18 protein-coding genes are annotated in these 18,454 nt (G+C 67.4%); 5 read left to right on the forward strand and 13 right to left on the reverse strand.

Translation table 11 applies throughout. The features are described 5' to 3' along the window. Positions 1-116: 116 nt before the first annotated feature. From G6N60_RS23885 to G6N60_RS23910, 6 genes are read right to left on the reverse strand one after another with little or no spacing between them, the layout of a single operon-like run. Complete coding sequence (locus G6N60_RS23885) at positions 117-1,160, reverse strand: glycosyltransferase family 4 protein (RefSeq protein ID WP_163744464.1); 1,044 nt, start codon at positions 1,158-1,160, stop codon at positions 117-119. A gap of 5 nt (positions 1,161-1,165) precedes the next feature. After that, complete coding sequence (locus tag G6N60_RS23890; RefSeq protein ID WP_220100372.1) at positions 1,166-2,431, reverse strand: glycosyltransferase family protein; 1,266 nt, start codon at positions 2,429-2,431, stop codon at positions 1,166-1,168. 6 nt (positions 2,432-2,437) lie between these two features. Further along, the gene (locus G6N60_RS23895; protein WP_163741893.1) at positions 2,438-3,550 is read right to left on the reverse strand and encodes a glycosyltransferase family 4 protein; all 1,113 of its coding nucleotides are present in this window, start codon (positions 3,548-3,550) and stop codon (positions 2,438-2,440) included. After that, positions 3,550-4,485 (reverse strand): SDR family oxidoreductase, encoded by a 936-nt coding sequence (locus tag G6N60_RS23900; protein WP_163741896.1) that lies wholly within the window; start codon positions 4,483-4,485, stop codon positions 3,550-3,552. The genes G6N60_RS23895 and G6N60_RS23900 overlap by 1 nt, the downstream gene beginning before the upstream one ends. Beyond that, positions 4,482-5,744 carry a glycosyltransferase family 4 protein gene (locus tag G6N60_RS23905; RefSeq protein WP_163744466.1) on the reverse strand — a complete coding sequence of 421 codons (1,263 nt, stop codon included), beginning with the start codon at positions 5,742-5,744 and terminating at the stop codon, positions 4,482-4,484. Before G6N60_RS23905 ends, G6N60_RS23900 begins: the two co-directional genes overlap by 4 nt. A 5-nt stretch (positions 5,745-5,749) precedes the next feature. Beyond that, the gene (locus G6N60_RS23910; RefSeq protein ID WP_163741898.1) at positions 5,750-7,375 is read right to left on the reverse strand and encodes a lipopolysaccharide biosynthesis protein; all 1,626 of its coding nucleotides are present in this window, start codon (positions 7,373-7,375) and stop codon (positions 5,750-5,752) included. A gap of 609 nt (positions 7,376-7,984) precedes the next feature. On the opposite strand from G6N60_RS23910, the gene rfbA reads away from it, so the two are divergent. Beyond that, positions 7,985-8,863, forward strand: a complete 879-nt coding sequence (rfbA, locus tag G6N60_RS23915; RefSeq protein ID WP_163741901.1) for a glucose-1-phosphate thymidylyltransferase RfbA — start codon at positions 7,985-7,987, stop codon at positions 8,861-8,863. Between the two features lie 19 nt (positions 8,864-8,882). Here the strand turns inward: rfbA and G6N60_RS23920 are convergent, their stop codons facing one another. From G6N60_RS23920 to G6N60_RS23945, 6 genes are read right to left on the reverse strand one after another with little or no spacing between them, the layout of a single operon-like run. Next, positions 8,883-10,040, reverse strand: a complete 1,158-nt coding sequence (locus G6N60_RS23920; protein ID WP_163744469.1) for a 17-hydroxy-3-oxo-4-pregnene-20-carboxyl-CoA lyase — start codon at positions 10,038-10,040, stop codon at positions 8,883-8,885. A 5-nt stretch (positions 10,041-10,045) separates the two neighbouring features. Continuing rightward, positions 10,046-10,450, reverse strand: a complete 405-nt coding sequence (locus G6N60_RS23925) for a MaoC family dehydratase (protein WP_281355768.1) — start codon at positions 10,448-10,450, stop codon at positions 10,046-10,048. After that, positions 10,447-11,424, reverse strand: a complete 978-nt coding sequence (locus G6N60_RS23930; protein WP_179969735.1) for a bifunctional MaoC family dehydratase N-terminal/OB-fold nucleic acid binding domain-containing protein — start codon at positions 11,422-11,424, stop codon at positions 10,447-10,449. The genes G6N60_RS23925 and G6N60_RS23930 overlap by 4 nt, the downstream gene beginning before the upstream one ends. Next, positions 11,421-12,584 (reverse strand): acyl-CoA dehydrogenase FadE29, encoded by a 1,164-nt coding sequence (gene fadE29 / locus G6N60_RS23935; RefSeq protein WP_163741907.1) that lies wholly within the window; start codon positions 12,582-12,584, stop codon positions 11,421-11,423. Before fadE29 ends, G6N60_RS23930 begins: the two co-directional genes overlap by 4 nt. 2 nt (positions 12,585-12,586) lie before the next feature. Next, entirely contained in the window at positions 12,587-13,591 is a 1,005-nt protein-coding gene (locus G6N60_RS23940) for an acyl-CoA dehydrogenase family protein (RefSeq protein ID WP_163741909.1), read from the reverse strand. Positions 13,592-13,623: 32 nt separating this feature from the next. Continuing rightward, positions 13,624-14,865 (reverse strand): cytochrome P450, encoded by a 1,242-nt coding sequence (locus G6N60_RS23945; protein ID WP_163741911.1) that lies wholly within the window; start codon positions 14,863-14,865, stop codon positions 13,624-13,626. A 133-nt stretch (positions 14,866-14,998) separates the two neighbouring features. On the opposite strand from G6N60_RS23945, the gene G6N60_RS23950 reads away from it, so the two are divergent. Genes G6N60_RS23950 through G6N60_RS23965 form a run of 4 tightly spaced genes read left to right on the forward strand, consistent with a single transcriptional unit; the run spans position 14,999 to position 17,548 of the window. Further along, positions 14,999-16,162 carry a steroid 3-ketoacyl-CoA thiolase gene (locus G6N60_RS23950; protein WP_163741914.1) on the forward strand — a complete coding sequence of 388 codons (1,164 nt, stop codon included), beginning with the start codon at positions 14,999-15,001 and terminating at the stop codon, positions 16,160-16,162. Then, the gene (locus G6N60_RS23955; RefSeq protein WP_163741916.1) at positions 16,162-16,572 is read left to right on the forward strand and encodes a DUF8021 domain-containing protein; all 411 of its coding nucleotides are present in this window, start codon (positions 16,162-16,164) and stop codon (positions 16,570-16,572) included. The genes G6N60_RS23950 and G6N60_RS23955 overlap by 1 nt, the downstream gene beginning before the upstream one ends. A 9-nt stretch (positions 16,573-16,581) precedes the next feature. Beyond that, complete coding sequence (locus G6N60_RS23960) at positions 16,582-17,058, forward strand: nitroreductase family deazaflavin-dependent oxidoreductase (protein WP_163741918.1); 477 nt, start codon at positions 16,582-16,584, stop codon at positions 17,056-17,058. A gap of 34 nt (positions 17,059-17,092) precedes the next feature. Next, complete coding sequence (locus G6N60_RS23965; protein ID WP_163741920.1) at positions 17,093-17,548, forward strand: nitroreductase family deazaflavin-dependent oxidoreductase; 456 nt, start codon at positions 17,093-17,095, stop codon at positions 17,546-17,548. On the opposite strand, the gene G6N60_RS23970 is transcribed toward G6N60_RS23965, so the two are convergent. Continuing rightward, positions 17,545-18,450 (reverse strand): SDR family oxidoreductase, encoded by a 906-nt coding sequence (locus tag G6N60_RS23970; RefSeq protein ID WP_163741922.1) that lies wholly within the window; start codon positions 18,448-18,450, stop codon positions 17,545-17,547. The two genes, G6N60_RS23965 and G6N60_RS23970, sit on opposite strands and share 4 nt — an antisense overlap. Between the last annotated feature and the right edge of the window lie 4 nt (positions 18,451-18,454).

Below are 18,454 nucleotides of genomic sequence, written 5' to 3' on the forward strand. Positions count from 1 at the left end.
GCGGACTGCGCGACGCGCCGAGGACGCACCCAGCCACTCACCCTGTCGCCTCCATCATGGGCACGGTGAGCCGGAATCCGCCAGCACCGGGTCCGCCAGATCGCCTGGGGGGCGCGCTACGTCGCGGGGGTGTGAGCGACCACGTCGGCGAAGATCTCCAGCAGTCGCCGGGCCGCCACCGGGGAATCGTAGTGATTGCGGTAGTGCTCCTGGGCCGCCTTGCCCTGCAGCACCGCCTCCTCGGGATTGGCGAGCGCGTCCAGCGCGCGCGTCAGGCCCTCGACGTCGTCGATGCCCGTGACACTCCCGCCGTCCGGCTGGAATTCGGGCAGCGCGCCCGCGGTGGACGCCAACGTCGCGACACCGAGCTGCATGGCCAACACCTGGACCCCGCTCTGCGAGGCGGTGCGGTAGTGCGCGATGGAGCCCTTCGCGCGCGCGAGCTCCTCGAGCACCTCGCGATATTGGAACTCCGAGCGCTGCCACCGAACGTGTTTCGGCAGCGGACCCGAGAGATCCCCATTTCCCAGCAGTACCAATTCGTCCCCCTGCCAGGACGGGCCACTGGTGTGGGCCTCCCACGCGGCGAACACCACGTCGTGGTTCTTGTAGGGCTGCTGGCGGCCGATCAGGAGGAAGTTCCTGCGCGCCTCGGCCGGGACGAACTCCGGCATCATGGCCGGGGCGAGATCGCTGATCAGCGGTGCCACGTAGAGCGGCGCCCGCGCCCGCCCCTGCGCCCGCAGGCTGTCCGCGACGTAGTTGCTGAAGACGATGGTCGCGTCGGCCTGCTCATCCCAGCGGTCGAAGAACATCCGGTTCCACCACGGGGCGACGTGGGTCTCGTCGTGGGGCTTGTCGTCGTGCAGCATCCGGATGCGCGGCGCGAGCCCGGCCAGCAGACGCCACCTCGGATCGCGGAACATCTCGGTGACGACCACGTCCGGCTGGAAACGTCGCGCGGCGCGGTAGGCCGCGGAGAACTCCCGCCACCCCGCCCAGGGAATGGGCCGCCCGAGGAGCACCGTCTCATAGGGGCGCGCGCGGTCGGACTCGAAGTGGAGGTTGGAGGTGATCAGCATGACCTCCGCGCCCAGTGCCTGCAGATTCTCCGCATGTATCCGCGCCATGGGGCGCAACCACGGGGCCAAGAGCAGGATGCGCATCAGATACTCTCCAAATCCAGGTTCGGGACGGTGGTCATCGGACGGGATGGCGCCGGTCGACCGGTGGGCTCGATCGACTCGACGCGCAGGCCCCGTCGGCGCAGTCGGAAGAGCCGCGCGGCTGCTCGTTCTCGGCCCGTCGCTCCCGCGAGCAGCGTGGTGGGCGCATCACCCGGCCACGTTCGCGGCCACCACCAGGACCGCCGGAGCAACCGGACCGCCGGCGGCAATTCGCGCGGGAGGCTTCCGAGACCTCGCAGCGACACCACCGTCACGTCGAGACCCTCGTCGGCCAATACCGTTGCGCGAGAGACGATCTCGTCCGCCGACGGCGACTGCGGACCATCGACGACGAGCACCGCGTCGGACTGGGGTCGACGAGAATCGTCGCGGTGCAGGGCACGCTTGAGACCGTCGATGCCGTAGGCGCCCGCCGCGTAGAGGTCCGCCGCCGCGGCGCCATGGTGATACTCCAGCTGCAGTGCCACGCTGGCATGCACCAGATCCGACGACCGGGTGGAGGCCTTCGCGTCACCGGCGACCGTGCCCTGGGCCGAGTGTCGGACACCGCGCTCGTCGGCCAGGCGAATCCGCCAACCCGCGGCGATCGCGCGGCGCTGCCAGTCGGCCTCCTCGCCGTAGAGGAAGAACTCTTCGTCGAAGGGTCCCAACGCATCCCACGCCTCGCGGCGGATGGCCAGGCAGGCGCCCGTCAGATATCCGTCGACGTCCCCCGGCTGCGACCAGTAGAGGTTGGAGAGCCACGTGCCTCGGGATCGCTCGGCAGCCATGGCCACCTCGCCGAGTGCGTTGAGCACCGTGCGACGCCGATGCGCGACGTCCCACGGCTGGTGCGTGCGTGACAGCGGCCTCGACGGCTCCGGTTCGTCACCCCCGTCGTCAGACAGCATCGGTGCCGCGGCGGCGGTGTCCCCTTCGGCGATCGCCGCGCGCGTATGTGTCAGCGGGCCCACGAGTTCGGCGTCCGGGTTGAGCAGGAGCAGGTCCTGGCCGGGCACCATCGCCGCGAGCCGGTTGACCGCGGCCGCGAACCCGATGTTGTCGCCGTGGAGATGCCAGTGCACGTCGGGCACGTCGGAGGCCAGCCGGCGCACGTCCGAGCACTGCGGTCCCGAGTTGTCCCAGACGTGCACCTCGAGTTCGGGCAGATACCGTCGCACCGACGCGATACAGCTGTTCAGCTTGTCCGCCGAGCGGTACGCGACGATGAGCACCGCCATGGTGCGGGTCCGGGAGTCAACCATCACGGGTCAGCGACCGAAGACGTCGACGTGCTTGTCGACGACCGTGTCCCAGCTGAAGTTCCGCGCCACGTGGCGTGAACCGTCGGCCGCCAACCGCGCCAGGTCGTCGGGCGCGTCCAGTGTCCACGCCAACGTCTTCGTCAGGTCCTCGACGTCACCGGTGCTGAAGTACGTGCCGAATTCGGCGATGCCATAACGATTCTGGGGAATGTCACTGCAGACGATCGGCGCACCCACGTAGGCGGCCTCCAGGATGACCGGCGACAACCCCTCGATGGCCGACGGCTGCACGTACGCATGCGCGTTGCGCATGAGCGCGTGGACCTCCGGGCCGTAGAGGAACCCGGCGAAGACCACGCGCGGATCACTGGTCGCCTTGAGCTGGTCCTCGTATTCCGAACCGTTCGGCGAACCGCCGACGAGCACCAGTTTCTTGTCGGTGTCCAGCGCCTCGAAACCGGGGATGAGCCAGTGCAGTCCCTTGTCCGGAATGAACCGTCCCACGAAGAGGAAGTACGCGCCGCGCTCGAGACCCAGGCGCTGCAACACCCTTTCGGCGTCCTCGTCGTACTTGACGTCGGCGCCGAACGGGATGAAGTCGTACTTCTTCTTGAACCGCGTCTCGAACGCCTCACGCGCGTAGATGTTGTCGAAGATGACGGCGTTGTGCACGTGGGCCGTCAACAGCGACGAGAACCATAGGAACGCCTTCGCGTACCAGGACCACTTGTCGCGCTTCCAGTCCAGACCATCCTGGCTGAGGAACGTCTTCTTCCCGAACAGGCGCAGGACGGCCCCGAAGATGCTGTTGCCCCCGTTCTGGATATGCACCACGTCGGCCCGGTCGTGCCTGATGATGTCGTAGGTGACCTTCGCCGAGTGCAGGAAGGTGTCGAAACCACTGCGGTTCGTCGTGCGGAACGTCAGGACGTCGACGCCCTGCGTGTCGGACGGCTCAGTGGGCTCCATGCCGGGATAGAGTCGGTTGTAGGCGATCACCTTGTGACCCCGGGCGGCGAGGCGAGGCAGTAATTCCATCGCGAACTTGTCGGCACCGGCGCTGCCCGCGCGCGGCGGGTAACTGCGGAAGCCGAACGCCGCGATGCGTAGCGGGCGCATCAACTCACCTTGAGCTGCAGCTGAAATTCTGGCGCGAAGTCCTCGGCGAATTCAGCGTAGTAGTCGGAGATGTAGTCCCGCAGTGCAATTCGCCAGTCCCGCATCTGGTTGAGACCGCGCAGGTTCAGCTTGTTGTTGACCAGCCGTTCGCACGGCGGCCGCGGCGCGAAGTAGTCCCTGGCGAAGAAGTCCGAGCCGACGGCCCTGACCTCGACCCGATCTTCGAGACCGAGGATGCTGACCAGTTCCTCGGCGACCTCGAACCGACCCGTCTCGCCGCCGCAGACCATGTTGTAGAGGCCGTAGAACTCCGTGCCGATCAGGGTCTCGAGATTGCGGGCGAAATCGACCGTGTACGTGGGCGTCCCGAGCTTGTCGTCGACGACGTTCAGCACCCTGGCGCCGGCCGCGAGCTGGTTCATGAGCTTGGAGATGAACTTCTTGTCCTTGCCGGGCCCGCCACCCATCATCCAGCCGGCGCGGCAGATGAAGTGCTTGTCGACGCGCCGTTGCACCAGGATCTCGCCGAGATGCTTGCTGCGGGCGTAGACCCCGAGCGGAGCAGGCGCATCCCAGTCGTCGTAGAGCTGCTTCTCGCCGTCGAAGATGCCCGCGGTCGAGATGTAGACCAGCGGGATGCCGTGGGCGTTGGCCAACGTCGCCGCGTGCTCCACCGACAGCGTGTTGGTGCGGTACGCGTCATCCGGATTCTGTTCGCAGTACTCGAGATTGGTGTGCGCCCCGAGGTGGAAGAGCATGTCGGGTTGGAACTCCTCGACGGACGCCTTGTACGCCCCGAAGTCCCGGAAGTCGCAGTATTGCAGCCACGGCACGTTCAGGTCGATGTCCGTGCACGCGAGCTCGTGGCGCTCCGAGAGCACGCGATGCATCGCCTCTCCGAGCATTCCGCCACTGCCAGCAACATATATTCTCATGTGTTCCTCTCTTGACGGACCAATCCCCTTGACGACGTCTTGACACCAAGGCTCGAATAGAGTGAGAGCATCGCGTCGGCGTAACCCTCGGCGTTGAAGCGCTTTTCGACTGTCTCGCGCGCTGCTCGTCCGGCCCGCGCGACCTGCGCGTCGGGCATCGCCGCCACGGTGCTCAGCAGCTGCGCCAGGCCGGCGATGTCCTTGCTGGCGAACGTCCAGCCGTTCTCCGCCTCGTCGATGGTCTCCGGGATGCCCCCGATGCGCGCCCCGATCATCGGCTTTCCGAGCGCGAAACTCTCCAGCACGCTCAGGGGGGCGTTCTCATACCACTCCGACGGCAGCACGACGGCACGCGCACCGCGCACCAGGGCGTGCAGGTCGGCACCGGTCTGGAAGCCGAGAAACTCGGTGTCGCCGCGTAGTTGGCCCTGCAGTTCCGTCAGCTCGGCTGCCATCGGTCCGCTGCCGGCGATCTTCAGCTTGACCCCGGCGAGCCGGGCCGCGCGCATCAGCGTCGCGATGCCCTTCTCGGGCGCCAGCCGACCGAAGTAGAGGAAGTAGTCGCCGGGCTCGTAGTCGGGGACGAAGCGGGCGGCGTCGACGTAGTTCGGGATGTGGACGAATTGCTCACGCGGCCAGCCCCACTCGACGAACTTGTCGACGAAGAACCGGCTCGGCGCCACGACCTTCGTCAGATGCTTGCGATAGGTCTGCATCGAGCGCTGCAGCCCGCTCTCCGCCGCGACGATCACACTGGCCGACAGCGAGTCCCGCACGCAGCGATTGCGGATGACGTTGAGCACCGAACCGGTTCGGCAGCGCTCGCACACCCCGGTGCGGTTGAGCATCTTGTAGTTGGGGCAGGCGATCTTGAGGTCGTGCGCCGTCATCACGACGGGTATGCCCGCCTCGGTCAGCACCGGCAGGATCGACGGCGAGTGGTGGTGATAGATGCCGTGCAGGTGCGCCACGTCAGGCTCGAAGTCGCGCAACAGCATTCGGAGCTTGCGCTGCGCCTCGAAGGAGTACACCGACTTCGTCGCCATCGAGATCTTCTGCGGCAGGGAGTAGTCCCCGCCGAACTCCAACTCGTCGATGAAGTACCGGCTCCACGGGGTCGGTAGGTTCTCGGGGTGTCGCATGGAGAAGAAGGCGCCCCGCCAGCCGAGGCTCTCCATCAGTTCGGCGTGGTCGAGGTACACGCCGTCGGAGCCGCCACGGCGGTAGTGGTAGTTGTTGATGCTGAGCAGCGCGGGCATGTCCGTCACCGGGCCGTTTCGTGACGCGCGGAGTCGGCGACGAGGTTGGGCACCGCACCATCGGCGGCGGCGTGGGCGTTCCTGCGCAGACGCGAGATGACTGCTCCGACGGGCAGACTCGGCAGGTAGTCCAGTTTGGTGCCGAGACCGATGTAGACGATGCAGAAGACCGCGCTCGAGGCCAGGAAGGGGACGATGGCGTCGGCACGCGTCTGTGGTGCCGCCAGCAGGTTGATCGGTAGCGCCAGTGCGGTGGCGAGCAGTGCCACCGCGAACGGTCCCGCGACCGCGCGCGCGAAGGTCTTCAGGGAGATGCCGACCCGTGACTGCAGGAACCACACCCCCAGTAGGTTGCCGAGGGGTATCCAGCAGGCGTAGGCGGCGACGAGCCCGTTGAAGCCGAACGCCAGGGCGCACGGGATGGCCAGCACGACGGACAGCGCGGCGTAGACCGCACCCTCGATGCCCGCGAGGTCGGGTCGCCCGATGGCGTACATGGTGGCCGCGCACACGCCGGTGGCCACGTTGACCGCGATGCCGAAGGCGAGACCGCTGGCGACGATGATCGCCGAGACGTGACCCCGGCCCAGCCACAGCGGCACGGCCGAGGACGCGGTGGCACCGAGGAGGAAGGGGAGGAAGATCGCAACGGCGGCGTTGCGGCGGGTGAGCCGCGCGAACTGTGCGCGGATGCCGTCCATCCCGGCCGTCGCATACGCTCTGGTGAGGTGGGTGTTGATGGCGACCGAGACGGCGCCGCCGAACGCCTGAACCCCTTGGATCAAACGGATTCCGAGCTCGTAGGCGCCGGCGGCCGCGGGGCCGATCACGATGCCGGCGATGAGCTTGCCCGATTGGAACAGCACGACGTCCGCCGCGCCGGCGACCTGGCTGTGCACGCCGAACACCACGATTTCGCGCGCCAGGTCGATTCTGGGGCGGCCGATGGTGATGCGACCCTCGTCCATGTAGATCACGACCGTGACCACGCAGAGTCCGACGATGGCACCCGCGGCGGTGCCCATGGCGAAGCTGCGCAGCGTGCCGTCGATCGCGAGTGCCGTGACGCCGCCGGCGAGTTGTGCCGCCCCCAGCAGAGCCAGTCCGACGTTGGGCGGCAGCTGCCTACCGCGCCCGAAGGAGGCGGCAGCCAGTACCCGGGCCACCAGACCGCACGTGAGGATGCACACCGAGCACAGCAGCAGGAAGCGCGTCAGCGCGGAATCGCCGGTGTGCAAGACGTTTCGAGCGAGATCCGCTCCGAAGAACGCGATCAGTGCCAGCACGGTCCCGAGACACAGCGCGAGGGTGACGCAGATTCCGACGACCGCGCGATCCTTCTCGGTTTCTCCGCGAGCGTGGAACAGTGCCACGAACCGCTGGGCCGCCCGCGCGGCGCCCATGTCCAGCAGGGCTGCGTACTGGGCCATCGCACCGGTCATCGCCCAGATGCCGAAGTCGTGCAGCCCTAGCTGGCTGACCACGTACGGCGTCGCGAGCAGGTTCAGGCCGTAGCTGGCGAGCAACGGCAGGATCTGCGAGGTCGCGCCGATCCTCAGCGACTGGATCTTGCCCGTGGCGCCGTCACCGTCGGCCGCCGGCGGACGTGACCGCTCTGCGGACTCCCTCATGTCGAAGCCACCGTCCGAGATTGTGCACCGCGCTTGATAGCTATTGCTAAAGGCTTCACTGAAATCTTCGTCACCCTGTTCGGTTCGTCGACCCGTCGTCCACTTGACGAGGTGACCCGCGCGTCGAGCGGCGGTCGTGAGCACCCGTCCTGAAGCGGTGTCATCGCCCCCACGCCTTCCCCGACCTACGGCCCCACGCGACCGGCATTTCGTCCGCCCGCGACTGATGGCACATAGTATGCGTTAGTTTGCCAAAATCAGCAAGCCGTGCTGTTTTTATGAGGTCACAGGGCCGCTGTACTGGTGCGACGCCGGTTTCTGGCGTACGTGACGTGTGCGTCAGTTATGTACTAGAACTGCACAGCGGCGTTAATTCTCGACCGGTGCCGCATCCCGTGCACACCCTCCGACCAAGGCAGGCGGTGAGGCGACCGGGCGGACGGCGAGGTGGGTGGTGCCCCCGTACGCCAGGACGCCCCGCGGGATGGGTGCGCTCCGACACCGATTCATGATCACTGTGGCCGGAAAATAGCCAGTCGTTTCCTAGGCAAATCACTTTTTGCACGCTTCGACTGGTGTTTGCGGGCCGGAGCAGTCACACTTGGCCGCATGCGTGGAATCATCCTGGCCGGGGGGACCGGCTCGCGACTGCATCCGATCACCGTCGGAACCAGCAAGCAGCTGTTGCCGGTGTACGACAAGCCGATGATCTACTACCCGTTGTCGACGCTGATGCTCGCCGGCATTCGCGACATCCTCGTCATCACGACTCCGGTCGACGGGCCGGCGTTCCAACGGCTACTCGGGGACGGCTCGCAGTTCGGCATCTCGATCACCTACGCCGTGCAGTCGGTGCCCGACGGCCTGGCGCGGGCATTCACCATCGGCCGGGACCACATCGGCACCGACAGTGTGGCACTTGCGCTCGGCGACAACATCTTTCACGGCGCCGGGCTGGGCACCCAGCTTGGCCGCTTCGGCGCGCTCAGCGGTGGCACCATCTTCGCCTACCGGGTCGCCGACCCCACGGCGTACGGCGTCGTCGAGTTCGACGAGAACCGTCGCGCCGTGTCGCTGGAGGAGAAGCCCAAGCGGCCCAAGTCCCAGTACGCGGTTCCCGGGTTGTACTTCTACGACAATCAGGTGGTCGACATCGCCACCGAGATCAAGCCCTCGGATCGCGGCGAGTACGAGATCACCGACGTCAACCGCGCCTACCTCGACCGGAACGAACTGTCCGTGGAGGTATTGCCCCGCGGCACCGCATGGCTCGACACCGGAACATTCGACTCACTCCTCGACGCCGCCGCCTACGTGCGCACCATCGAACAACGGCAGGGCCTGAAGGTGGGCGTGCCGGAGGAGTCGGCGTGGCGCCGGGGTTTCATCAGCGACGACCATCTTCGCGAGCGCGGCGAGCTGCTCTACAAGTCCGGCTACGGCGCCTACCTGCTCGCCCTGCTCGACGAGGTGGCGGAGGCGATCTAGCCTCCGCGCGGTCGAGCGGCTAGCCCAGGATCAGACCCGACGTCGGCACCCCGGTGCCGGCGGTGACGAGCACGTGTTCGACGTCGGGCACCGGATTCACCGACGTGCCACGCAGCTGCCGCACACCCTCGGCGATGCCGTTCATGCCGTGGATGTACGCCTCGCCCAGTTGACCGCCGTGGGTGTTGATGGGCAGCCGCCCACCGATCTCGATGGCGCCGTCGGCGACGAAGTCCTTCGCCTCGCCCCAGCCGCAGAAGCCCAACTCCTCCAACTGAATCAGGGTGAACGGCGTGAAGTGGTCGTAGAGGATCGCGGTCTGGATGTCGTCCGGCGTCAGCCCGGACTGCGCCCACATCTGCCTGCCGACCAGACCCATCTCCGGCAGCCCGTCGAGCTCGGGTCGGTAGTAACTGACCATCGAATACTGGTCGGGGCTGGCGCCCTGGGCGGCCGCCTCGATGACGGCGGGGCGGTTCTTCAGGTCCTTCGCGCGCTCGGCCGAGACGATGACGAGCGCGACGCCGCCGTCGGTCTCCTGACAGCAGTCGAGCAGTCGCAGCGGTTCGGCGATGAAGCGCGAGGCCTGATGCTCCTCGATGGTGATCGGCTTCTCGTAGAAATACGCCTTCGGGTTCTTGGCGGCATGCTTGCGGTCGGCGACGGAGATCGCGCCGAAGTCCCGACTCGTCGCCCCCGACAGATGCATGTAGCGCTTGGCGATCATCGCGACTTGCGCTGCGGGCGTGGACAATCCGTGTGGATAGGAGAACGAGTTGTCGACCCCGGTCGAGTCGGCATTCTCCACCAGCCGCATCTGGACCTGGCCGAAGCGCATGCCGGAGCGTTCGTTGAACGCCCGGTAGGCCACCACGCAGTCGGCGATCCCGGTGGCGACGGCCATCGCGGCGTGCTGCACGGTCGCGCACGCCGCCCCACCGCCGTGGTGGATCTTGGAGAAGAACTTCAGCTCGCCGATGCCGGTGGCGCGAGCGATCGCGACCTCGGTGTTGGAGTCCATCGTGAACGTCGTCATGCCGTCGACGTCCGCGGGCGTCAGTCCCGCATCGTCCAGGGCGTCGAGCACCGCCTCGGCGGCGAGTCGCAACTCGCTGCGACCGGAGTTCTTCGAGAAGTCGGTGGCACCGATGCCGGCGATCGCGGCCTTGCCGGACAGGCCGCTCACGCGCCCTCCCCCATCGTCAGCGTCGCCGTCGCGATGACGTGATCGCCAAGGCTGTTGGTGCCGGTGACCTTAAGCGTCACCATGCCGTTCTCCACCGCCGTCACCTCGCCCCGGAACGTGACGGTGTCGTAGGCGTACCACGGCACGCCGAGGCGCAGCCCGATCGACTTGATGACCGCGTTCGGGCCGGCCCAGTCGGTGATGAACCGTTGCACCAGACCGGTATCGGTGAGGATGTTGACGAAGATGTCCTTGGAACCCTTCGCCTGCGCCTTGTCCCGATCGTGGTGCACGTCCTGGTAGTCGCGCGTGGCGATCGCCGTCGACACGATGAACGTCGGGTCGCCGTACAGCGTCAGCTCGGGCAGCGTCGTGCCGACCTCCAGGATTGGCGCGCTCACGAGGCAGGCTCCCATGCGTAGTTGGTCCAGGCGGGTCCGACGGCATTCTCCGGGAAGTCGATGTACATGGCGCGCACCGGCATTCCGATCTCCACCGTCGCCGGGTCGACGTTGCGCAGCTCGCCCAGCATCCGGACCCCCTCGTCGAGTTCGACGAGCGCGATGACGAACGGCAGTGTGCGACCGGGCACCTTGGGCGCGTGGTGCACGACGAAGCTGAAGACCGCGCCGGTCCCCTTGGCGACCTGGTAGTCGGTCTCCTGCTCCTTGTCCAGCCACAGCGCGGGCACCGGCGGGTGCTGAAGCGTTCCGTCGTCACGCTTCTGGATGCGCAGCTCGTGGGCGTTGACACCGTCCCAGAAGAACCTGGTGTCCTTCGACGACGCGGGCCGCATCGCCGCGTCGGCGTCGAGGTCGTCCGGCACCGAGCTCACCGGTGCGGCGTCCTGCCCGTCCGCCGGGATGAACTTCATGATGCGCCACATCATCTCGGCGACTGGGTTCTCGTCGTCGTCACCACAGTGCCACGTGATGGTCTGCGTGATGAAGAACGCCTCACCCAGTGCCGTCCGCTTCGGCCCGACCACGTCGGTCAATTCCGCTGCGACACTGACCTCTTCACCAGGCCGCAGGTACCGGTGGTAGGTCTGCTCGCAGTTGGTGGCGACGACGCCGACGTAGCCCGCCTCGTCGAACAGGTCGAGGATCTTGCCGAGCGGATCGTCGTCGGGGCGAACGCCGCCGAGGCCCATCATGGTCCACACCTGGATCATCGCGGGCGGGGCGACGGTACCGGGATGCCCGGCGGCGCGGGCCGCGGCCTCGTCGCGGTAGATCGGATTGGCGTCACCGATGGCGTCGGTCCAGTGGTCGATCATCGGCTGGTTCACCGGATGCCGACCCTGGCGCGGCTTGCTCTTGCCCTCGGCCTTGACGCGTTCGGCGGCCGCCTTGATGTCGTCGACACCGCTCACCGCGGCACCCGCGGAACCCTGAGCCCCGACGCCGCAATCATCTCCCGCATCACCTCGTTGACGCCGCCACCGAAGGTGATGACCAGATTGCGCTTGGTCTGCGAGTCGAGCCATTCCAAGAGCTCCGCGGTCGCCGGCTCGGCGGGGTTGCCGTACTTGCCGACGATCTCCTCGGCCAGCCGCCCGACCTTCTGAATGCGTTCGGTGCCAAAGACTTTGGTGGCTGCGGCGTCGGCGACCTCGATGGTCTCGGCGCCCGCGGCGACCTGCCAGTTGAGTAGTTCGTTGATCCGCCAGATCGCGCGAATCTCGCCGAGCAGTCGGCGCACGTCGTCCTGCTCGATGGGCGTGACGCCGTCGGCGCCGGGCTTGGAGGCCCACTCGTGCACGTGGTCGTAGATGCCCGCCACCTTGCCCGCGGGTCCGAGCATGACGCGCTCGTGGTTGAGCTGGGTGGTGATGAGCCGCCACCCGGCGTTCTCCTCGCCCACCAGCATGTCGGCGGGCACCCGAACGTCGTTGAAGTACGTGGCGTTGGTGTGGTGCGCGCCGTCGGACAGGATGATCGGCGTCCAGGAGTAGCCGGGGTCGGTGGTGTCGACGATGAGGATCGAAATGCCCTTGTGCTTCACGGCTTCCGGGTCGGTGCGCACGGCCAGCCACAGGTAGTCGGCATCGTGACCGCCGGTGGTCCAGATCTTCTGTCCGTTGACGATGTACTCGTCGCCCTGGCGTACCGCGCTGGTCCGCAGCGACGCGAGGTCGGTACCCGCCTCCGGCTCGGAGTAGCCGATCGCGAAGTGGATCTCGCCGGCGAGGATACCGGGCAGGAACTTCTTCTTCTGCAGTTCGGTGCCGTACACCTGCAGCGTGGGCCCGACGGTCTGCAGCGTCACCGCGGGCAGCGGCACGTCGGCGCGGGCGGCCTCGTTGACGAAGATCTGCTGCTCGATGGGGCCAAAGCCCAACCCGCCGAACTCCTTTGGCCAGCCGACGCCGAGCTTGCCGTCAGACCCCATCCGCTTGATGATGGCCCGGTAGGCCTTGCCGTGCCGGTCGGTCTCCATCTCGGCGGCTTCCTCCGGCGAGATGAGGGTCGTGAAGTACTCCCTCATCTCGGCCTGCAGCTGACGCTGCTCGGGGGTCAGGTCGATGAACATGTCTAGACTCCCACCAGTTCGAGGCGATGCGCCGGCCCGCCGAGCAACCGGGTCAGGTCCTTGATCGTCGAGTAGTAGCGGTCCATGGGATAGGTGATGTCCATGCCCATTCCGCCGTGCAGGTGATGGCAGATCTGCATCACGGGTGGCGCCTGCGAGGTCAGCCAGTAGCCCAGCACGGCGAGGTCGTCGTCGGCGTCCAGGCCCTCGACCAGCCGCCAGACCACCGACGTCGCGGCCAACGAGATGGTGCGCGAGGCGATGTAGACCTCGGCGAGCTGGGCGGCGACGGTCTGGAACGTCGACAGCGGCCGCCCGAACTGTTCGCGCTTGGCCACGTAGTCGGCCGTCAGCCGCAGCGCCCCGGCGACGAGGCCTGCCGCGAACGCGCCCGTCGCGGCTAGTGCCAACTGATTGACCCGGTGGGGTTGCGCGCCCGCGAGCACGTCGCCGTCGGGCACGGAGACGTCGTCGAACTCCACGACGTACTCGTCGGAGTGAGTGGCCGTCGGGGTCTTGGTCAGCGTCACCCCGCTGGCCGTCGGCGACACCACGACGACTCCGCCGTCAGTCGTGACGACGAGCCAATCCGCCTGCGCGGCAAAGGGAACCCCGATCTTGGTGCCGGTGAGCTTGCCGCCGGACAGCGACGTCCTCGGACGATCCGGTAGCGACGCGCCCGGCTCGTTGAGCGCGGCGGACAGCACGCCACCCTTGGCGACGCCCGCCAGGAAACGGTCCTGCTGTTCCTCGGTCGCCAGGTCCAGCAGCGGAATGAGACCGAGCCCCAGCGTCGCGAGGGCCGGGCTCACCGTGCCGTGCCGACCGATCTCGGTCAGCGCCGTCGTGATCTCGGCCAGGCCGAGTCCATCACCGCCGAGCCGCTCGGGAACGCCGAACGCGATGACGCCGCCGGAGACGAGTGCCTCCCAGCCGTTGTCCCGCTCGAGCGCGGACGTCACCACGTCGGCGACGGCCTGCTGACCCTCGTCTGGACTGAAGTCCACTCGAATCCTCCTTGATTCCCGTGGCTTACGCGCTAGGCAGACGTGCCGGTGTAATCGACCTGCCAGTGCTTGATCCCGTTGAGCCAACCCGACCGTAACCGCTCGGGCTCGCCGATGGGCTTGAGATCGGGCATGTGATCGGCGACCGCGTTGAAGATCATGTTGATCGTCATGCGAGCGAGGTTCGCGCCGATGCAGAAGTGCGCACCGGAGCCGCCGAAGCCGACGTGCGGATTCGGGTCGCGAAGGACGTTGAACGTGTGCGGGTCCTCGAAGACGTCCTCGTCGAAGTTCGCCGAACGGTAGGACAGCACCACCCGCTGCCCCTTCTTGATCTGCACGCCCCCGAGTTCGACGTCCTGCAGCGCGGTGCGCTGGAACGCCGACACCGGCGTGGCCCAGCGGACGATCTCGTCGGCCGCCGTCGACGGGCGCTCCCGCTTGTAGAGCTCCCACTGATCGGGGTTGTTCGCCAGCGCGATCATCCCGTGCGTGATCGAGTTACGGGTGGTCTCGTTGCCCGCGACGGCGAGCATGATGACGAAGAAGCCGAACTCGTCGTCGGTCAGCTTCTCCCCGTCGATGTCGGCCTGCACCAGCGTCGTGACGATGTCGTCGGTCGGATTCTTGCCGCGCTCGTCGGCCATCGCCATCGCGTACATGATCAGTTCCATCGACGACTGCGCCGGGTCCACGTCGGCGTACTCCGGGTCTTCGCCGGCCGTCATCTCGTTGGACCAGCGGAAGAGCTTGTCGCGGTCCTCCTGCGGCACCCCGAGCAGACCGGCGATGGCCTGCAGCGGCAGCTCGCACGACACCTGTTCGACGAAGTCCCCGCCGCCCGCAGCCGCGGCGGTCTTGACGATGTTCTGCGCGCGCTGCGCGAGCTCCTCCTCCAGGCGTCCGATCGCGCGCGGGGTGAAGCCGCGGGAGATGATCTTGCGCAACCGGGTGTGCTGCGGCGCGTCCATGTTGAGCAGCACGGCCTTCTGCAGATCGATCGCCTCGCGCGTCATCGCATCCGGCCAGACCGGGATGGCGCCGTCGGGTGAGCTGCCGAAGACGTCGCTGCGCCGCGATATCTCCTTGACGTCGGCGTGCTTGGCCACCAGCCAGTAACCCTTGTCGCCGAATCCGCCGGTGCCGCGGGGCACGTCGACCCAGTGGATCGGTTCGGTCCTGCGCAGTTCGGCCAGCTCCTCCACCGGCAGCCGCTCGAGGTTCAGGGCGGAGTCGAGGAAGTCGAACTCAGCTGGGATATTGGGGGAGGTCATGAAGGACGGGCTCCTCTTCAACAACGAGAATGCAACGTGTTCTAGTGCCAGTAAAACACGCCTCCACCGCAGATCAAAGGCGTGGCAGCATCGCCGCTTGTCAGACTAATGAAACGTGTTCTAGCCTGGCGCAATGGGTAACCCTGTCATCGTCGAAGCCACCCGCAGCCCCATCGGCCGGCGCAAGGGCTGGCTGTCCGGACTGCACGCCACCGAGTTGCTGGGTGCCACCCAGCGAGCGCTCGTCGAGAAGGCGGGGATAGACGCCGGAGAGGTCGAGCAGGTCATCGGCGGCTGTGTCACGCAGTTCGGCGAGCAGTCCAACAACATCTCCCGGGTGGCGTGGCTGGTAGCCGGTCTGCCCGAGCACGTGGGTGCGATGACGGTGGACTGCCAGTGCGGCAGCGGCCAGCAGGCCAACGGCCTGGTTGCCGGACTCATCGCCGCCGGCGCCATCGACGTCGGCATCGCGTGTGGCATCGAGGCGATGAGCCGCGTCGGCCTCGGCGCGAACGCAGGCCCCGACCGCAGCATCATCCGGCCCGCGTCGTGGGACATCGACCTGCCCGACCAGTTCACCGCCGCCGAGCGAATCGCCAAGCGGCGCGGCATCTCTCGCGAGGACATCGACGCGTTCGGCCTCGCGTCGCAGCAGAAGGCCAAGCAGGCGTGGGCCGAGGGTCGCTTCGACCGTGAGATCAGCCCGATCTCCGCGCCGGTGCTCGACGAGAACAAGCAGCCGACGTCCGAGTACGCGCTCGTCACCCGCGATCAAGGTCTGCGCGACACCACGCTCGAGGGTCTCGCCGCGCTAAAGCCGGTGTTGGAGGGCGGGATTCACACTGCGGGCACCTCGTCGCAGATCTCCGATGGCGCCGCCGCGGTGCTGTGGATGGACGAGGACAAGGCGCGCGCGCTCGGCCTGACCCCACGGGCCCGCATCGTCAGCCAGGCCCTCGTCGGCTCCGAGCCGTACTACCACCTCGACGGGCCCGTGCAATCGACGGCCAAGGTGCTCGAGAAGGCCGGGATGAAGATGGGCGACATCGACATCACCGAGATCAACGAGGCGTTCGCCTCCGTCGTGCTGTCCTGGGCCAGGGTGCACGAGCCCGACATGGCGACCGTCAACGTCAACGGTGGCGCGATCGCACTCGGCCATCCCGTCGGAAGCACCGGCAGCCGCCTCATCACCACCGCACTGCACGAGCTCGAGCGCACCGACAAGTCCACCGCGTTGATCACGATGTGCGCGGGTGGTGCGCTGTCGACCGGCACCATCATCGAGCGGATCTAGTGGCTCCGGCGGAGGGCAGGAGCGGAGCGACCGGGGAATCCGCCCAGCTCGACACCGCACGCGTCGCCGCCGCGCAGGCCTACATCAGCGCGCTCGCCACCCACCGCGCCGACGACGTCCCGTTCGCTCCGGACTGCACGCGCGTCGAAGTCGGCGTCAAGACCGGCTTCTCGGGAAATCACCTGCGCCGCAGCCTGAATCGAGGCCTGCAGTACCGCATCATCGAGACGACGACGGCACCGGAGTTCTCCGCGGTCCCCGACGGTCTGCGCGCCAGGTTCGACGTGATCACCAGGCCGACGCTGGCAGGCATGCGGGTCTGCGCGCACGTCGACGAGACATTCGCCTTCACCGCCGACGGCAAGATCCGCCACATCCGGGCCAGCATCCGGCCCTTCGTTCAGCGATAGGGTGACCCGATGGCCAACCCGTCGCGCCCGCTCAAACCGAAGCAGATCGAGAGCCTGAACTCGGCGAAGGTCGGCACCGCCATCAAGTGGATGTCGAAGGCGCAGACCTTCGTCTTCAAGAAGACCAGGGGCAAGGTCGGCAACAAGTTCCTCAAGGGCACCGAGGTCGGCATCCTGACGACCATCGGCCGCAAGTCGGGCGAACCCCGCGACAGTCCGCTGCTGTTCCTGCGGGAGGGCGAGCGCATCGTGCTGGTCGCCTCGCAGGGCGGCCGAGCCACCAACCCGATGTGGTACCTCAACCTCGTCGCCAACCCGAAGGTCACGTTCCAGACCAAGGACGGCACGTACTCGCTCACGGCGCGCGACGCCACCGACGCCGAGCGCGACGAGTACTGGCCCAAGCTCGACGCGATGTATCCCGACTTCGCCAACTACCGCTCCTACACCGACCGCAAGATCCCGATCGTCATCTGCGACCCGTAGTTTGCGGCGCCCCCCACCTGGTTATCTAGGTGGAATGAGCCAACTCGCCGACCGCGTCCGCAACTCGTCGGTCCTGGCCGTCGCCCTGAAGTACTTCTCCCGCGCCCACATCGCGGTGTATCAGCGCACCAACGGCAGGCTCGGGGCACAGCTGCTGTGGTTCCCCGCCGCGCTGCTCACCACGACCGGCCGCAAGTCGGGTCAGCAGCGCACCACGGCGACGCTATGCCTGCGCGACGGCGAGCGGGTGATCCTGCCCGCGTCCTTCGGCGGCCGCGAGAGCAACCCGGCGTGGTACCTCAATCTGAAGGCGAATCCGGCTGTGCGGGTTCAGGTTCGCGACGAGCACCTGTCGATGACGGCGCGCGATGCGACCGACGAGGAGCGCAGGCGCTACTGGCCGGTGCTCATCAAGATGTACCCGCCGTACAAGGGGTATCGCGACGCCACCGATCGGAAGATCCCGCTCGTCGTGTGCGAGCCGGCCTAGGCGCCGAACACCGGCAGCGGCGTCCGCGACTTGGCCAGCAGGTCGGTGACGACGGGGCCCAGCTCGGCGGGATCCCAGCGCGCGCCCTTGTCGGCCTCCGCCCCGCGTGCCCAGCCCTCGGCGACGCGGATGATGCCGCCCTCGACCTCGAACACCTTTCCCGTCACGTCGCGCGACTCGACGCTGCCCAACCACACGACCAGCGGTGAGACGTTCTCCGGTGCCATCGCGTCGAAGGCGGAGTCCTGGGTGGACATCATGTCGGCGAACACCGTCTCGGTCATCCTGGTCCGCGCCGACGGGGCGATGGCGTTGACGGTGACGCCGTAGCGGCCCATCTCGGCCGACGCCACCAGGGTCAGCGCCGCGATGCCCGCCTTGGCCGCACTGTAATTCGCCTGTCCCACACTGCCTTGCAGGCCGGCACCGGAACTGGTGTTGATGATGCGGGCGTCGACGGCGTGACCCGCCTTCGACTGCGCGCGCCAGTAGGCGGCGGCGTGCTTCATCGTCGCGAAGTGGCCCTTGAGGTGTACGGCGGTGACGGCGTCGAACTCCTCCTCACTGGTGTTGGCGAACATCCGGTCGCGGACGATGCCCGCGTTGTTGACCAGCACGTCGAGTCCGCCGAACGCGTCGACCGCCGCCTGGATCAGACCCTCGGCCTGTGCCCAGTCCGCCACGTTGGCGCCATTGGCGACGGCTTCGCCTCCCGCCGCGGTGATCTCGTCGACGACGCCCTGCGCGGCACTGCCGCCACCGGCCGGTGACCCGTCGAGGCCGACGCCGATGTCGTTGACCACCACGCGGGCCCCCTCGGCGGCGAAGGCCAGCGCGTGCGCCCGCCCGATTCCGCCGCCCGATCCCGTGACGATGACCACTCGGCCGTCCAGCAAGCCCATTTCC

The organism is Mycolicibacterium madagascariense (genome assembly GCF_010729665.1).
GTDB lineage: Bacteria > Actinomycetota > Actinomycetes > Mycobacteriales > Mycobacteriaceae > Mycobacterium > Mycobacterium madagascariense.

Excerpts from the sequence above, each read along its gene's own strand:
- G6N60_RS23950 (WP_163741914.1), top strand. The coding sequence starts at position 14,999 with ATGGGTAACCCTGTCATCGTCGAAGCCACCCGCAGCCCCATCGGCCGG.
- G6N60_RS23910 (WP_163741898.1), bottom strand. The coding sequence starts at position 7,375 with ATGAGGGAGTCCGCAGAGCGGTCACGTCCGCCGGCGGCCGACGGTGAC.
- rfbA (WP_163741901.1), top strand. The coding sequence starts at position 7,985 with ATGCGTGGAATCATCCTGGCCGGGGGGACCGGCTCGCGACTGCATCCG.
- G6N60_RS23960 (WP_163741918.1), top strand. The coding sequence starts at position 16,582 with ATGGCCAACCCGTCGCGCCCGCTCAAACCGAAGCAGATCGAGAGCCTG.
- G6N60_RS23945 (WP_163741911.1), bottom strand. The coding sequence starts at position 14,865 with ATGACCTCCCCCAATATCCCAGCTGAGTTCGACTTCCTCGACTCCGCC.
- G6N60_RS23890 (WP_220100372.1), bottom strand. The coding sequence starts at position 2,431 with ATGGTTGACTCCCGGACCCGCACCATGGCGGTGCTCATCGTCGCGTAC.
- G6N60_RS23905 (WP_163744466.1), bottom strand. The coding sequence starts at position 5,744 with ATGCCCGCGCTGCTCAGCATCAACAACTACCACTACCGCCGTGGCGGC.
- G6N60_RS23970 (WP_163741922.1), bottom strand. The coding sequence starts at position 18,450 with ATGGGCTTGCTGGACGGCCGAGTGGTCATCGTCACGGGATCGGGCGGC.
- G6N60_RS23965 (WP_163741920.1), top strand. The coding sequence starts at position 17,093 with ATGAGCCAACTCGCCGACCGCGTCCGCAACTCGTCGGTCCTGGCCGTC.
- G6N60_RS23895 (WP_163741893.1), bottom strand. The coding sequence starts at position 3,550 with ATGCGCCCGCTACGCATCGCGGCGTTCGGCTTCCGCAGTTACCCGCCG.
- G6N60_RS23900 (WP_163741896.1), bottom strand. The coding sequence starts at position 4,485 with ATGAGAATATATGTTGCTGGCAGTGGCGGAATGCTCGGAGAGGCGATG.
- fadE29 (WP_163741907.1), bottom strand. The coding sequence starts at position 12,584 with ATGTTCATCGACCTGACCCCCGAGCAGCGTCAGCTGCAGGCCGAGATG.